Source organism: Pseudomonas sp. KBW05 (genome assembly GCF_003852405.1).
In the GTDB taxonomy this organism is placed as follows: Bacteria; Pseudomonadota; Gammaproteobacteria; order Pseudomonadales; family Pseudomonadaceae; genus Aquipseudomonas.
In genome coordinates this window covers 50,364-65,054 of sequence record NZ_QAJM01000005.1, presented here as the reverse complement: position 1 = coordinate 65,054, position 14,691 = coordinate 50,364, and the positions used below count along the sequence as shown (strand labels likewise).

The window sequence follows — 14,691 nt, the reverse complement described above, 5'->3', positions numbered from 1 at the left end:
AAGCGGCCCCAACTCATACGCCGAGGTTTTTCAGGCAGTTCTCGGTGGGGGCTTTTGGGGCTGCTGCGCAGCCCAGCGGGAGCAAGCTCCCTCGCCACAGAGGCTTGATTGAATGATCCCGCGCGGCAGCGGTCGGAACCTGGGTACGCACCATTCATTGAAGGAGCCCCCATGAAAGCCAAATCCCTCGTTGCCTGCCTGCTGCTCGCCACCAGCCTATCCACCGCCAGTTTTGTCGCGCAGGCCGGTGATACCCCGCAGGAAACCGTGCAGCCTTCCAACATCAACACCCGTGACTTGAAAGAAGGCGATCGCGCCCCGGATATCCTGATGCGCAAGGAGTCGGCCGTCAGTGACTGGAAAAAACGTGGTCTCAAGCAGCCTGAAGCCGACAGCCAGTGGTCGCGGGTGGGCGATAAATTCGTGCTGCTCAAGACCACCAACGGTACGATCCTTGAGATCACCCCAGTCAAAAAGTGAGGTATTACAGTGACATGATGTCGGGTCACCGATCAGGGAGCGGAGCCGGTGAGCCCTGATCGGTTCTGCTCAGTTGACCTTAAGGCATAAAAATAAAGGGTGTCACCACGTGAGCTCTTCGATTGACCCTCAAGACCCCGATCAAGGGCACAAAGTCACCGTTGGCATGCGCCAGTGACGCCATCGCCCGAAGCCCTGTCGGCAAATTCTGAAAGCTGTTGCGTTGCGGACTTGGTTCGATGTAGTTCCGGTAAGCGAGTGTGTTCGCCGGTGTTCTACGCAGCGAAAGCCAATAGACGGTGGTGTGCCCGAGGCGTCTGAAGAGGACGTGGTCCGGTGCTGTGAGCTCAAATACTTCATACCCGCTGTTCCTCAAAATGGTGCTCATGAGTGCCCGGGTTGTCGCATCGTTTTGTTGTAGGAACGCTTGGGCCGCCAGGTTTCCCGGGACGCGAGAAGTGTTCAACTCCAACAGGGTGAACCGATTTGGGCTGGGAGTTAACGTCCAAAAGTTTTGGTTGTGTGCAACTTGATGTCTGTAGAGCAACAAGAGCGGATCGCTCAGTGTCAACGACGGCCTGGTCGACCAGGTTCTCCAGTCCCTTATGGTATTCAACAGGCGTGAATAGCCGTCGGAGGACAGCCCTGCCGGGTTGGTGTTGGTGAATAGAGCCTCGGCGATTTGCCGCGCGCTTCGATCGGAAAAGAGAGGGAAAGCCTCTCGGATGTATGCGGTCAGCGGACGGCGAAAGGGTACGAATCCGATCGTCCAGGTGGACAGCGAAGCGCTGTACTCCACAGGCCGGGGCTGATCGAAAAGGTTGTAGTGAAGGATGTCCTCAAAATCAATGAAACTGGAGTATCGGAGGTTGTTGGGCACCAACACTGCGCCGGTTTGCGTACTGCCTCCCGGCAGGATTGCGTAGTGGCGGCCATCTATCAGAATGTACTCTGGCGCGGTCGCGCCTGCTTGGGGCGCCGTGCCGCGCCAAATCTGCGAGCGTTGCGGTACCGCAGCCAGCGCCGCGGTATCCAGGGTTTGCCCCCAATCCACGAAGCGCTGTTCGTCAGGCCGTGGATGTCTCGGCTGTTCGGTAGCCAAGCGGCTTGGCCCAGGCGTCGGCTCCACTGGGCTTGGCGTTACCGTGCTCGACGGCCGCCGCCCTCTGACCCGTGCAATAAACTGCTCGGGTGTAACGAGAAAAAGATAGTGTTGATAGCCGCTCGGCACGGACAGCGATGTCCTCAAATGATGGACCAATGACATTTCAAGTTCCTGTACACGGGCGGCAGGGAACACAAACGAAGAAAACACGTGCCGAGCCTGCTCTTGGTCCAGGTACGGGAACAGGTCCATCAATGCCCTTTGCGCAGCCGTCGGTGTTGGCGCGCCCCCCAGTAGTCCCAAGCCTTCGCCACTTACCCCGGGCGAACGGATTTCCCACGTGCCCCCGCTGTTGCGATACAGCGGCTCGCCTTTGTAGGTACCTTGGGCGCGACGTGGGTCCCTGAGCCGCCATATTTCGGCGTCGCTGTCGCGACGTATGGAGTACCAGCGGCTTTTCTCCAGCAGGAAATGCTGTGGGGCTTGAAAGGTGTTTGGCTCGACCACATCGCGCACGTAGATTTGATGTGACTCCCATCCCGTGAGGGGGGTTATGCCTTCTGGCGTCTTTGCCAGTGACAGTTTGGGGTCTAGCCCGGAGGGGGATGGGCGCAGGGCTGGGGTCGAGCGTAAAGTGCCAGCACCCACGGCGCCGTCGATCACGGCGCCCAGCAGCTCGCCCAATGCGCGCACGACGTAGTGAGCTGCCGTCTCACGATCACCCAGTTGCGCTGCTTCTACGGCGTTGATCACCGACAGCATGCTTCTGGCCAACCCGATTGGCAGCATGATCTTGACCGGGAAAAACACGGTTGCGACGTCCAATGCCGCAGTGACCAGGGTTGTGGCGGACGCGACATTGGCCTCCTGTGTGCTGGTGGATTGGGCGCCGGCATCGTTGATGATGGTCGAAGCTTCTATTGCATAGGCTTCTTCCAGGAAATTATCGGCGATTCGCGTGAGTGCAATGACGGACTCTCCGGCACCGCCGTTCAATACGCTGCGAATCCTGGTTCGGGCGCTCAGCGCTGTGCGTTCAATCAGGTACTCACGCCAGGCACTGTGGTTAATGAAGTCGCGGTGCATGCTAGAAGCGTCGGCGTATTCGTGGAACAACCGACCGCCGCTGGCTTGCGGGGTGTACACCACCTTTGAGGCGACACTCTGCGAGGCGGTTGAAAAGACCAGTACGCCGCGGACTCTCTCGCCGCGCAATCTCAAGCTGCTGACTGTAATTCGATGTTCATCGACCTTGCGCCGCTTGTCGTCATCGGTGGGCCCTGCGAGCACACTCATTACCCAGTTGAAGCCTCGGTCGAGCCTTTCCGGGAGGAAGTCGCGGGCAATTTTTGCCTCCAGCGCATCCACCCGCATTTGCAAAGCCATCACCTGCATGAAGCGTTGCTGCTCAATCTTTGCCGCTTCGGAGGTCATCAGGCGTTCTTTCAAAAACCGCTCGTAGCTGTCGCCGATGTTGACTTTGCGAACCAGGTCTTTGACCTGGGTGATGGACAACGCAGTAAAGGGTGTTTGGTCTCTATTGGTCAGCTTTGAGAAGTTGATGAAGTTGAGGTCGATCCATTCCACGTTTTCCAGGGCCAGTTGAGTCAATGTCCGCTTACGCGATTTGAATACCTTGGAACCCGGCTCTGGCGGGAGCGGTTTTGCGCCGACCACGTAGGCACCCGTTTGCCGAGTCACGTAGCTTTTGGTGTGGACGATTATGTCGTCCGGGTTTACGGTAAGGCCGTATTCAGCCTCCAGTTCCTGGTGCAGTTGGTCATTGCTGTAGGCCAGCAAGGTTTGCCGATCACTGTACTGCGACAGTGAGGGAAGCCCGCCCGCTGTGTCGAGCGTTCGCAAATAGTCGCTGTAGTCGCGCACCGCGGTCTCCCACTCCTGCTTCTCCGTGAGGGTGGCGTCTTTGAGAAACTGGCGCAGATCCCGCTGGATCTGTTTTCGCACTCTGGCGGTTAGAACACCACTGGCGTCGAAGGCGCGAGCAAAGTCGGCCACCCGGTCGAGGCTTGCAGGCAGGTGAGCACTGTCGATGTCATCTTTTTGTCTTTGATAGTGGGCCACCATCCAGGTGAATTGCGCCTGCAACTGCACGTAAAGCGAATCGAGGCTGTAGGTGAAAATCGACTCCAGCTTTTCGATGTAGCGAAATCGATCACTGGTGCTCGGTTGTTGATGAAACGCGAGGCCCGTCGCGCGATCCTTTTCTTCCATCAGTTCCACGATGCCCGGGAATTCCAGTGGGCTGTTCAACCGCCGATGCAGTTCCTGGTCAAGGCTGGCCAGGGAGTCGAATCTCTCGAAGCCGCTGCCAGGAAGAAACAGCATGACGCTGCCAACGTTGGTTCCCGCAACGATGTCGCGCACCTGTGGAGCGGGGCGATCAGCTTCGGGCTGAACCGTGGCGTCATCCTGGTCTCGCGACGTGATGACGAACGCGCCGTACAGAGGAATGTCAGTGGACAGTTTATCGTTGATGGCCAGCCCGTAAGCGCAAGGCCGGTAGCCGGGTAGAGCCGCGCGCGATAGCGCCTCCGGATGTTGTGTGAGCTGGGCGAACAACAATTCATCCGAGGGCTCCAGCACACCGTCGGCCTTGAGCAGCGCTACCTCGGCTTTCATTATTTCGAGGTGTTTTTCGGCCACCCATTCCTTGCAGGTACGGACGTCGGTCGGGTTGACCGGGCCGTTCCAGAATTCGTCCAAGTACGCGTTGAACTGTGTGTCCAGCCCACTCGCCAGGGTGTTGAGAAAGTCCGCGAATGCGTCAGCGGTGATGCCTGTGACGGGTTCAGCTTTGTCCTCGGTATCAAGGGAGAGGTGAAAGCTCACCGCACGATGGGTATAGGCGGTGGGGGTGTTATTCACGATCCTTTGCGCCACAGCCTCCATCAGCGTAGGCAGCATCGGTGCCAGTGTTCCCCTGTTGGAGAGTTGGCTCGGGAGCGATGTATCGGCGCCGACGTTGATGAACGTGCTATTTACATCCAGAGGGGTTGGCAGTGTTGCAAAGGTTCGGTTGAAGGCACGTTGCACAAACAGGGAAAAGGTCGGCTGTTGCGTTAATTTGTCGAGTACCTCGTCATTCAGTGCGAGGATTTTTTCGGTAAGTCGGGATTTCAAAAGCGCATCCCTGGCGTTCAAGGATTCCAGCAGTGGGGACGATGGGGCTGATCGGGATTGCATGGGCAGGACCAGTAGAGAGGATTGGGTCGTCATCCTGTCGTATCGCTGGCCCTAAAATGCCATACACAGGTAGTTCATTGAGCGACATCGGGTTGAGGTAGCACTTACGTGCTCGCGCGCTACTGCGTTAAGGTGATCGACCTTACTGAACGCTTCACCTTGAAAGAACGAGAGCAGGATGCTTGCCACAATAAGAAACTACCCCCGCACCGTGAACCTGTTGCTGTCCGCCACGTTGATGCTGACATTGGCCAAGGCAATCACCTTTCCCTATCTTGTGATTTACCTGACCAGCCACTTCGCCCTGGACATCACCCAGGTCGGCCTGGTGATCGGCAGTTCATTGATCGTCGGTTCATTGCTCAGCGTATACGGCGGCTTTCTTGTCGACCGCATCAATAGCTACCGGCTGCTGCTTGGCCTGAGTGCGCTGTTTGTGCTGGGGTTTATCGGTACGCTGCTCGCGCAGAACATCTGGGCGTTCTATAGCTGCCTGATCCTGATCAACCTGGCTTACGCGGTCATCGATATTGCCGTGAAGGCCGGCTTCGCCAGCCTGTTGCCGGAAGAGGCGCGCAGTGAAGTGTTTTCCATCAAGTACACCCTGACCAACATTGGCTATGCAGTGGGGCCGGCGTTCGGGGCAGTGGTGGCCAAGTTGGATATCAGCCTGCCGTTTATCCTGTCGGCGCTGCTGGGGGTGGTTTTTTTCCTGCTGTACTGGCGCTGGGGCGACCGCACGCTGACCACGGTTGATGCGACGCAGAAGCCGGTGTCGTTTGTGGCCGTTGGCCGCGTGCTGTTGAAGGATCACCGACTGGTGTGCTTCACCCTGGGCGGGCTGCTCAGTGCAGTGGTGTTCGGCCAGTTCACGGCCTACCTGTCGCAATATTTGGTGACTACCACCACTGCGGAATACACCTACACCGTCATCAGCGCCGTCCTTACTACCAACGCCGTGCTGGTGATCGCGTTGCAGTATGTGATTGGCCGACGCATTTCCCACCGCCACCTGAGCCAGTGGCTGATTTTCGGCTTGAGCATGTTCATGTTGGGGTTGATCGGCTTTGCGCTGTCCACCAGCGTGCTGTGGTGGGTGCTGGCGATGGCGGTGTTTACCGTAGGGGAGATTATCGTGTTTCCGGCCGAGTATATGTTTATCGACCGTATCGCCCCGGACCACCTGCGCGGCATGTACTACGGCGCGCAGAACCTGTCCAACCTCGGTGCCGCCCTGGGGCCGGTGTTGTGTGGCCTGGTACTGGCCAGCCAGCCTGCCCACTACATGTTTTACATGCTGGGGGCGTTTATCGTGGGCGGCGGGGTGTTCTATTTCATTGGGGCGTCGCTGAAGGCCAGTCCTCCAGCGTGAGCTTGCCGACGGTGTTGCTGTGCAGTTCGTAGCGCAGCTCCTCCACCATTTTTTCCACTTCTTGCGGGGTCTGCAGCCGGTTGGTGCTGATCCCGGTCACCACCAGGTCTACCCGGCCGGTATCCAGGTCGTAGACCTTGAGGGTCAGCGACGCGTCCCGGCACAAGGTGAATTCACACGTCAGTGGCGACAGGCCTTCTTCGATGCAATTGCGCAGTTGAGAGAGGGTAAACATGCGGGTTCCTTCAGGGCATGAACTTCGACACCTGAAGGTTATTGATTGCCCGTGTGCGCCATAAGGCGAATTCGCACTAGGCGTACTAGTGCATTTGCACTTTCAGGGCTTACTTTTTAAGCCGCAGTTCACCGGCAAACAACCCGCGTTCACGGGCCCAGACGATGGCCGCGCTGCGGCTGTGCACGCCGAGCTTGGAGTACACCGTGGCCACGTGGTTGCGCACGGTGTTGGGCGCCAGTTTCAGGCGCGAGGCGATCTCCTTGTCGGCCAGGCCTTCGCAGATCAAGCCCAGTACATCGCGCTCGCGGGCGGTCAGGTCGGTGAAGGCGACGTTCGGCAGGTTGGGGCTGTTGACGCTTTTGGCGTTGGCCAGTTTTTCGATCAGTGTCTGGCTGAACCAGGAGGCGTCCTGCATCACTTCCTCAATGGCCGCCACCAGTTCCAGCTCCGAGCGTTTGCGTTCGGTGATGTTCATCAGCACCAGCAGGTAGCAGGGCACGTCCTCGATGATCACAGTGTCGGCAGACACCACGCAGTCGATCACCTCGTTACCTTTCTTGCGCACCTTGAGGTCCTGGCCGTCGAGGTTGCCGGACTTTTCCAGGGTGGCAAACAACTGCGCCCCCGCTTGGGGGCTGTCGATAAAGTCGATGTCTTCGATGGCTTTGCCGATCAGCTCTTCACTGATATAGCCGGTGATGCTCATAAAGGCTTCGTTGACGTCCACCACCTGGCGATTGTCGGCGCTGCACACCAGGGTAGGGACGGGCGTGAGGCGGAACGACTTGGCGAAGCGTTCTTCACTCTGGCGCAGGGCGATTTCCGCTTTGCGGCGCGGCTCCAGGTCGGTGAACGAAAACAGCATGCAGTCCTCCTCGTTCATATCCAGCGGCTGGCCGGCGACGATCACCAGCTTGCTGCCGCCCTCGGGCAGCCTCAGCTCGGCCTGCATCTGCGGGATGGTGGCACCTTCGCCCAGGCGCTGGATGGCCAGGTCCTTGCGCTCGGCCTGTTCCAGCACGTCCAGCTCATAGACGGATTTGCCGATGACCTGGTCGCGGTTGTAGCCGGTCATCTCCAGAAAACCCTGGTTGACCTTGATGTAGCGCAGGTCGCTGAGGCGACAGATCACGGCGGGTGCCGGGTTGGCATTAAAGGTTTTCTCGAAGCGCTGCTCGGCGCTGGCCCATTCGGTGGCGTCGCTGAGGATCAGCACCAGCAACTCCGGATCGCCGCGAGAGTCGCTGATCACCAGGCTGCGCAAGCGGTGAACCCAGGTCTTGTCCGCATCGTCGGTGGGCGTGACTTCTACCACCACATCACTGAACTCATCGCCCGCGGCTGCACGGGCCAGGGGATAGTTTTCCAACAGCACGGGGTGGTTGTTGCGATAACGCAGGGCGAAGCGTTCGGCGTATTCCTGAGTGTTGGTGCCCAGCGCCTCGACGTTATCAACACCGTGCATGCTCAGTGCGGCTTCATTGGCCCAGAGGATGCTCTGGTCGACTTCGGCGAGGATGATCCCGTCGGACAGGCCGGAGATGATCTGCTGCAATTGGCGGCGGTTGGTTTCTTTGGCGAGGACATCTTGGGTCATGGGGGCTCCGGCGGTTGGGCGCATGGGAGTACGACACTTGGGGTTCAGGATAGTGCAGCGCAATTGCTGCGCATGGGGGGCGAATGCACCAACGCAATGGGTGCATTCGGATCAGGCATCGTGATGGTCTCAGGCTAAGATCAGCCAGCCTACCGTCGGCACTACCAGTAACGTGCTTAGCGCCATGGACAGCACATTTCCGATATAGGGGTGAAAGTGTGCCGGCAATTTCGCTGAAATGGCGCAGGCCAACGGCGGTGCGATGAGTGCACCCAGCAGCGCACTTGATCCGATCACCATCCAACTGCCGCCATGGGTCAACACCGTTGCAGGCACTACCGACACCAATGGCACATAAGTCGGATACCAGCCCCGCTTGATCCACTGATGCCGCCAAATGACGACGCCCAGCGCTGAAGTCAGGGCTTGCGCACTGATCAGATGCAATACCAGCCCCGATCCATAAGCCGGGCTCGTGGGGTTTAAAGCATAGGCGAGCAGCACGCCTGCCAGCAGCCCGATACTGGCTAACTCGTTTCCGAAAAATGGCGCTTCAGAAAAGTCTGCGAGAACCCGGCGCAGGCTCCAGACGACACCGTAGTTGGACGGTTTCGCAGGCGAGGATTTGACTAGTGTGATGTAGTCCGAGCGCACTATTGAGGGAACACGACGACACAGCGCAAACGCTATGACGCTGCCCACAGCCATACCCAACACATTGCCAATCACTGCTGGCAAACCCAATGGCGTACACACGAAGTTCACGATCAACAAACACATCGGCGTTACGAGCAAAGCCCCCAACACGGCACCATTGAGCGTGACTTTCCAGCCGCCACCAAACATCAGCACCATTGCCGCAGGCAAGGAAACAAATGCTGCGAATGTCGGTTGCCACGTCTCGGCGGTGACGCTCCAGCCCCAAAGCAAATTGCTTAGCAGCAGGCCCATGAGTGAACTGGTGATGAGCCAGGGCCATAACCCGGTCCCGTAGGAAATGGCAAAACCTTGCCAGGCTTTCCCGCGCTTATTTGCCCACCAAGCCAGGTATGCGCCGCTGAGTAGGCCGAGTGACGCGAGTTCATGTTTGTAGAAGGCAACTTCACTGATATCCCCGAGTATCCATCTTAACCAGGCAACTGGATGAGGCAGGCTTTCGACCATCTCACCGTAACCTGGCCAGGAATCCCGGTGATTGAATGCAACCAAGATCACGAGTAACGCGCTGATAAATCCCGTGGCCAGAACTATGAGGTCCGTCATTGAACGGCTGTTTTTGCTGGGTGGAAGGAGCGTTTCCATGATCACTCCTCAACTTAGCGCGGCAGGGCGCGATGCTGGGAATACCCGAGCATTTGATCGTAGAGATCAATGCGTCGATCACGTTGCAGGTCATTCAAGCTGTTCCATATAGGCGCGCTCCGAGCACTGGTGATGTCGATATCCGCAAACAGGATTTCCTGTCGATTGGCGGAGGCCACGGCGCCGATCGGCCAGCCATTTGTCCCGGCAATCAACGAACATCCGAGATAACGAGCGTCCCTCTCTTCGCCAATACGGCTGGCGGCTGCGATAAACACATTGTTCACATGGGCTGCGGTCATCGTGAGGTAGGACGCCATGCATTTGCCGGCCTCGTCGAACAGTGGCGGCGGTGTCCACACCCAGTTGTTCAGGCTGCAGATGATATCGGCGCCTTGCTGACTGAGAATTCGCGGCACCTCCGGGAACCAGATGTCCCAGCAGATCAATAAGCCTATGCGGCCGATGGGCGTTTCAAATACTGGAAACCCGGTATCGCCGGGAGTGAACCAGAGTTTTTCCAAGTTCCACAAATGCGCTTTGCGATACTTGCCGATGAACCCATCGGGTCCTAATAGCACGGCAGTGTTGAACAACTGCACGCCATCGACTTCGTTCAGGCCAGCCACCAGATACACCTGATGCTTACGCGTGAACTCAATCCAAGCGCTCACGCTTGCGCCATTCGGAACCGGCTCGGCATGATCGTAAGCGTGCTTGCGGCTACTGAAGAAGTAGCCGCAGTTGGAGAGTTCTGGCAGTACGATCAGATTGGCGCCGCCATTGGCAGCTTCGGTTGCCAAGACGAGGCTCTGGCGTAAATTATCTGCTCGATTGGCCATGCCGACTTGAGGGTCAAACTGAATGACAGCTACGCGGGCAGGGCTTGTACGTTCGCTCATGGAAGGTGACCTCTTATTGTTATGCAACCAAAAGTGGTTGAATGTTTATAAGAGGCGACAAGGTGTTTAAAAGGAAGTCAGACGGTTCTTGTCGTATTGTAGTGCATTTCCGATGTGTCTTGTTTTTCGATTTGATATTCGGGGTAGTCGCGCATGGTGAAGCCGCCATTGAATGTTGCGTGAGTGTTGTTGCATATGTTTATTACGGTGTCAATGGCTCCTCTGAAGCAGGGCTCGGTCCAACCAGCATCAACAGAAAAAGACTCTCCACATAGATAAAGTCCCGATATGTAAGAGAAGTCCCTGTTGTATTTCATTAGTTTTACCGCGTCATAGTAAGTGCCTGCGCGATAAAGCTTGGCACAGCCGAGCGAGTGTTTGTCATTCATCCAGCGCTGGACGACGGCTTGTTTGTGTCCGATGTAAGGGGAGATTTTTTGTTTTATGTTTGTGGATTTTAATAGGATTCTGTCAAGCTCTTTTATGCAACGTTTAACTAGCTCTTCATCGCTGAAGGATGATAGCTTTGTCGCGTCGTCTTCCCAGGTGTAGCTGAGAAGAATGCAGTCGTAAGTGCTGCTGTCGTTGTAGCGGTAGGCGTAGACGTCATGTATGAAGCTGTCCGTGACGATGGTTTGAGGGATTTTGGTGTTGTGTGATAAAAATGACTTTTTAAGAGGTGCATATACTTTGCAACTGGTTTCCCAGTGAGCTGTTTTATAGGCTGAGATTGTTTCGAATGACAGCATGTCTTGATTGAAATTTTCGAGAAGAATCTGAGTCTCGATTAACCAGGATGGAAGCGTCATTACGACTGAATCAAAATCGGAAAAAAGGCGCTGCATGTTGTCTGGCTGTGTGTGGTTCCAGTCATAGTGAACTCGAATTTTTCCATTGTTTAACTTTGTTAATTTTGTCGCTGAGCTATGAGTTAGAAGTTCAGATTCGCTGTCGATAAAATGTTCATAGAGTGATTGTTGGGTTTCAGTTGGTTTTATGAATAACAGGGATTCGGCTAAGGCTCCAAGGCCAATGTAGTTTGGTTTGTTGAAAACAAGCCCTCTTGAGTCTTTTGTCTCTGAGGCGTCAAAGTAGGGGGACGGTATAGGCGTGCCGTCCTCATTCACACGTCCGTGGATCAACTGTAGATGACTGCTGAATCCAAACATCGCTGTGCGTATTGGGTAAAGCGAACAGACATCATAGAATGCTCCCCAGCTACCATCGCCAATTCCAATGGAGTAGAAGATAGCAGACTCCGTTGACGACATACCCATTCCACCAAAATCACCAGGGGCACTCTGGCTCCAAGTATCTATACTCGGCATTTTAACTAAGTCACGAAATGAAATGCCTTCGTATTTCTTCACGATGGCAGCCCACATTTGCTCCCAGTGCTCGGAGCCATAGTGTTCGAAAATTTTTTGAGTCATCCGCTCTGCAAATAACTTCCACTTTGCGAATACTGCGCCTAAGGCTTCGCCTGGTGGTGCTGTATTCCCATTGGCGTTTTTCCAGATAAGCAGCGTAGGCTCGCTGTTGCCATCCATACTCCCCTCTCGAAGATATATCCCAGTTGCGTTGACAAACGGGCTGCCAGGGTTTGGGAAATCTGAATGGACGAGTTCGAACTCGCTTGCGTAATACGCCATGAGTGATCGACCGTCTTTCGGTCGTTCGTTTGATTGGTTGAAGAAAGGCATTCTCATTGCGCCCATTTCAAAAGGGGGGCGACCGATAGTGTTGGTGTTGTTACCCCCTAGTGCTGTGAGGTGCCTACCTCCGATGCGGTTTGATTTTTCAAGTAACGTTATATTTTTGAAGCCGCATCTGTATAGCTCCCGTGCAGTTGTTAAGCCTGTAATCCCCGCGCCAATAATACAGATTTTGTGGTCTTTTTCGGTGGCGTGTGCAACGCCGTTTTCTTGCTCCACTAAAGTACGATAGTCGAAGCACAGGTCTGGTGGGTTCGGGAACCTAGCCCTCCATTTATTATGTATGGAGCGTTTTTCTCTCTGACGCCGTTGTGCAATTTCCGCTGGAAAGTTGAAGCTGGATCCGATGGTCATTCTGATGTTTCCTATTCAGAGGTAATTTTCTCCTCATAGAGTGCATGCAAGCATTAGGGGGCGAAAATCAGCAGCGAGTGCTTTTTTGAGGGAAGAATTTCGAGTGCTTTTGTAGGGAGTAGGCTCGTAAACCGATTGGTAGATCGGCAATTAGGATAATCACTCACCACGCTTGCCAAACCCACTCAGTTCTGGGAAAACCCCACCCTCCACACATCCAACGAGGCCCCCATGAGCAACGACGAACTCCAGATCACCGACATCCGCCTGGGCGACGGTAAAACCGTGGTCAAGGGCGCGCTGATTACCACCCAATACACCGGCACGCTGGAAGACGGCACGGTGTTCGACTCATCCTGGGAGCGCGGTAAACCCTTCCAGTGTGTGATCGGTACCGGACGCGTTATCAAAGGCTGGGACCAGGGCCTGATGGGCATGCAGGTGGGCGGCATACGCACGCTGTTTGTGCCGGCGCACCTGGCGTACGGCGAGCGCTCGATGGGCGCACACATCAAGCCCGACAGCAATCTGTGCTTTGAGATTGAACTGCTGGAAGTACTGACGCGGGATGAGTGAGGCGGAGTGAACATGGACGTTGATCGACAGGTGTTGCCGGGTTGCACCGCTGACGGCATTCGGGTGGTTGAGTTGGGTGATCGCGATGAAGCCGAGTTGCAATGGTTTTTTGAGCAGGCGCCGGCGTATTTCATCGCGGTCAACGGCGCGCCCGCCACGTCGACCGAGGCGCGTGAAGAGTTGCAGGGGGCGTTGCCGGCGGGGTGGAGTTGCACTCGAATGTACTGGCTGGGTTATCGCGATGCCGAAGACCGGTTGGTTGCCGTGGTGAACATCGCGGCGGATGTGTTGGCGGTCGGTGTGTGGCATATCGGCTTGCTGTTGGTGGATGCGCGCTTGCAGGGTACTGGGCTGGCTCAACGGCTGCATGCGGATCTTGAACGCTGGGCCGCCGAGCAAGGGGCTCAATGGCTGCGGTTGACGGTGGTCGTCGGCAATACCAAGGCCGAGCGCTTCTGGCCCAGGCTTGGGTACGTGCAAGTGCGTACTCGTGAGGGGATCACAATGGGGCGGCAGGTGAACAGGGTGTCGATTCAGGTCAAGGCGCTGGCAGGGGGGCTGATCGAGGATTACCTGGCGCTGGTGGTTAGGGATCGCCCCTGATCCGTCTGGGTTCAAGAGCGTGGTTCCTGAACCCATTCTGAAGAAATTTCCTGTTCACAATACGGACACTTTCCTACGGTTTACTCTCCCGCAGTCAGGGCGTAAGCTTCGCGCGTTTTCATCAATAGCGGAGACCCTCAGTGGGTACTTGTTCGAGCGACAGTCGTCGGCCGGTCCTGGTAACCGGCACAGCCTTGGCAAGGTAACGCGCATTCTTCCGATGCCGTTGTCTCGCCCTGCAAGCGAGAAGCGGCATCCCGGCAGCAGCCAGTCCTGGCGCCTGCCTGAATCCCTCTCATCGACGCTGACCAATACTGGGTAACCCCGGTGTGTGACCTGCTGCCCGAAACTCCCGTTTCTGCAAAGCCGTGCGGCGGCATTTCCATTGTGTCGCCGCATTCATGGAGTTTTTTCATGCAAGCAATCAATAACATCAACCTCAATTCCCTGGTCGATACCCTGGTCAGCCTGTCCGCCGCGTTTATCCTCGGTGGCCTCATCGGTTTCGAGCGCCAGTACCGGCAGCGCACGGCGGGCTTGCGGACCAATGTGCTGGTGGCGGTGGGTGCGGCGATTTTTGTCGATATGGCCAACCGCCTGGGCGGCGCGGAAGGTGCGGTACGGGTGGTGGCCTACGTCGTGTCGGGCATCGGCTTCCTGGGGGCGGGGGTGATCATGCGCGAGGAAGGCAATGTGCGTGGCCTCAACACCGCCGCCACGCTATGGGCGTCGGCCGCGGTGGGGGCCTGTGCCGGTGCCGACCTGATTCTTGAAGCGTTGCTGGGCACCTTGTTTGTGCTGGCGGCCAATACGCTGCTGCGGCCGATCGTCAATAACATCAACCGCCAGCCACTGGATGTGGTGTCGGCGGAGGTGACCAACATCCTGTATGTCATCGCGCGGCGTACCCAGCAAAAAGCGGTACTGGCCCTGCTGGAGGCGGAGCTTGCGCGCTGCAACTACCCCGCCAGTGACGTGGACGTGCGCCCGTTTGGCAGCGACGAGGTGGAGATCGAAGCCACCTTGGCCGTGACGTCCGTTGACGGTGATGAACTGGACGCGCTGGTGGCACGAATTTCCACCTCGACCCTGGTGGTGCAGGCGTTCTGGAGCCCAAGTACCACCGACTAGCATGCCGGTTGTCGGGCATAGCGGTGACTTTGCTTTTGTGAGGAAAAATCCTACATGTGATCAGGACTATCCCTTCAGCTCACACACCAAGCCGTTGTTAATGTTGCCCAGC

The 14,691-nt window shown here is 56.6% G+C and carries 11 protein-coding genes; 5 read left to right on the top strand and 6 right to left on the bottom strand.

The features are described 5' to 3' along the window. Nucleotides 1–171 precede the first annotated feature (171 nt). Nucleotides 172–480, top strand: coding sequence for an RcnB family protein (locus DBR46_RS04470; protein ID WP_124525168.1), 309 nt, complete (start codon nt 172–174; stop codon nt 478–480). Nucleotides 481–559: 79 nt separating this feature from the next. Here the strand turns inward: DBR46_RS04470 and DBR46_RS04465 are convergent, their stop codons facing one another. After that, nucleotides 560–4,822, bottom strand: coding sequence for a DUF6543 domain-containing protein (locus tag DBR46_RS04465; protein WP_158619146.1), 4,263 nt, complete (start codon nt 4,820–4,822; stop codon nt 560–562). 145 nt (nt 4,823–4,967) lie between these two features. Here DBR46_RS04465 and DBR46_RS04460 point away from each other — a divergent pair, with 145 nt between their 5' ends. After that, nucleotides 4,968–6,161, top strand: coding sequence for an MFS transporter (locus DBR46_RS04460; protein ID WP_124525166.1), 1,194 nt, complete (start codon nt 4,968–4,970; stop codon nt 6,159–6,161). On the opposite strand, the gene DBR46_RS04455 is transcribed toward DBR46_RS04460, so the two are convergent. The 5 genes from DBR46_RS04455 to DBR46_RS04435 form a co-directional block, all read right to left on the bottom strand. Continuing rightward, the gene (locus DBR46_RS04455) at nt 6,124–6,396 is read right to left on the bottom strand and encodes a DUF1652 domain-containing protein (RefSeq protein WP_124525165.1); all 273 of its coding nucleotides are present in this window, start codon (nt 6,394–6,396) and stop codon (nt 6,124–6,126) included. The genes DBR46_RS04460 and DBR46_RS04455 overlap by 38 nt on opposite strands. Nucleotides 6,397–6,505: 109 nt before the next feature. Then, nucleotides 6,506–7,996, bottom strand: a complete 1,491-nt coding sequence (locus DBR46_RS04450; RefSeq protein ID WP_124525164.1) for a PAS domain S-box protein — start codon at nt 7,994–7,996, stop codon at nt 6,506–6,508. A gap of 129 nt (nt 7,997–8,125) precedes the next feature. Next, nucleotides 8,126–9,298, bottom strand: coding sequence for a hypothetical protein (locus tag DBR46_RS04445; protein WP_177413996.1), 1,173 nt, complete (start codon nt 9,296–9,298; stop codon nt 8,126–8,128). A 14-nt stretch (nt 9,299–9,312) separates the two neighbouring features. Further along, entirely contained in the window at nt 9,313–10,200 is an 888-nt protein-coding gene (locus DBR46_RS04440; RefSeq protein ID WP_124525163.1) for a nitrilase family protein, read from the bottom strand. Nucleotides 10,201–10,277: 77 nt separating this feature from the next. Continuing rightward, entirely contained in the window at nt 10,278–12,269 is a 1,992-nt protein-coding gene (locus DBR46_RS04435) for an NAD(P)/FAD-dependent oxidoreductase (protein ID WP_124525162.1), read from the bottom strand. A 231-nt stretch (nt 12,270–12,500) separates the two neighbouring features. On the opposite strand from DBR46_RS04435, the gene DBR46_RS04430 reads away from it, so the two are divergent. From DBR46_RS04430 to DBR46_RS04420, 3 genes are all read left to right on the top strand, one after another. Then, nucleotides 12,501–12,845 (top strand): FKBP-type peptidyl-prolyl cis-trans isomerase, encoded by a 345-nt coding sequence (locus tag DBR46_RS04430; protein ID WP_124525161.1) that lies wholly within the window; start codon nt 12,501–12,503, stop codon nt 12,843–12,845. Nucleotides 12,846–12,857: 12 nt separating this feature from the next. Further along, a complete protein-coding gene (locus DBR46_RS04425) occupies nt 12,858–13,448 on the top strand; it encodes a GNAT family N-acetyltransferase (RefSeq protein ID WP_124525160.1) in 591 nt (196 codons plus the stop codon). A gap of 414 nt (nt 13,449–13,862) precedes the next feature. Then, nucleotides 13,863–14,579 carry an MgtC/SapB family protein gene (locus DBR46_RS04420; protein ID WP_124525159.1) on the top strand — a complete coding sequence of 239 codons (717 nt, stop codon included), beginning with the start codon at nt 13,863–13,865 and terminating at the stop codon, nt 14,577–14,579. Nucleotides 14,580–14,691: the final 112 nt, after the last annotated feature.

Excerpts from the sequence above, each read along its gene's own strand:
- DBR46_RS04455 (WP_124525165.1), bottom strand. The coding sequence starts at position 6,396 with ATGTTTACCCTCTCTCAACTGCGCAATTGCATCGAAGAAGGCCTGTCG.
- DBR46_RS04435 (WP_124525162.1), bottom strand. The coding sequence starts at position 12,269 with ATGACCATCGGATCCAGCTTCAACTTTCCAGCGGAAATTGCACAACGG.
- DBR46_RS04440 (WP_124525163.1), bottom strand. The coding sequence starts at position 10,200 with ATGAGCGAACGTACAAGCCCTGCCCGCGTAGCTGTCATTCAGTTTGAC.
- DBR46_RS04420 (WP_124525159.1), top strand. The coding sequence starts at position 13,863 with ATGCAAGCAATCAATAACATCAACCTCAATTCCCTGGTCGATACCCTG.
- DBR46_RS04445 (WP_177413996.1), bottom strand. The coding sequence starts at position 9,298 with ATGGAAACGCTCCTTCCACCCAGCAAAAACAGCCGTTCAATGACGGAC.
- DBR46_RS04425 (WP_124525160.1), top strand. The coding sequence starts at position 12,858 with ATGGACGTTGATCGACAGGTGTTGCCGGGTTGCACCGCTGACGGCATT.
- DBR46_RS04465 (WP_158619146.1), bottom strand. The coding sequence starts at position 4,822 with ATGACGACCCAATCCTCTCTACTGGTCCTGCCCATGCAATCCCGATCA.
- DBR46_RS04450 (WP_124525164.1), bottom strand. The coding sequence starts at position 7,996 with ATGACCCAAGATGTCCTCGCCAAAGAAACCAACCGCCGCCAATTGCAG.
- DBR46_RS04430 (WP_124525161.1), top strand. The coding sequence starts at position 12,501 with ATGAGCAACGACGAACTCCAGATCACCGACATCCGCCTGGGCGACGGT.
- DBR46_RS04460 (WP_124525166.1), top strand. The coding sequence starts at position 4,968 with ATGCTTGCCACAATAAGAAACTACCCCCGCACCGTGAACCTGTTGCTG.
- DBR46_RS04470 (WP_124525168.1), top strand. The coding sequence starts at position 172 with ATGAAAGCCAAATCCCTCGTTGCCTGCCTGCTGCTCGCCACCAGCCTA.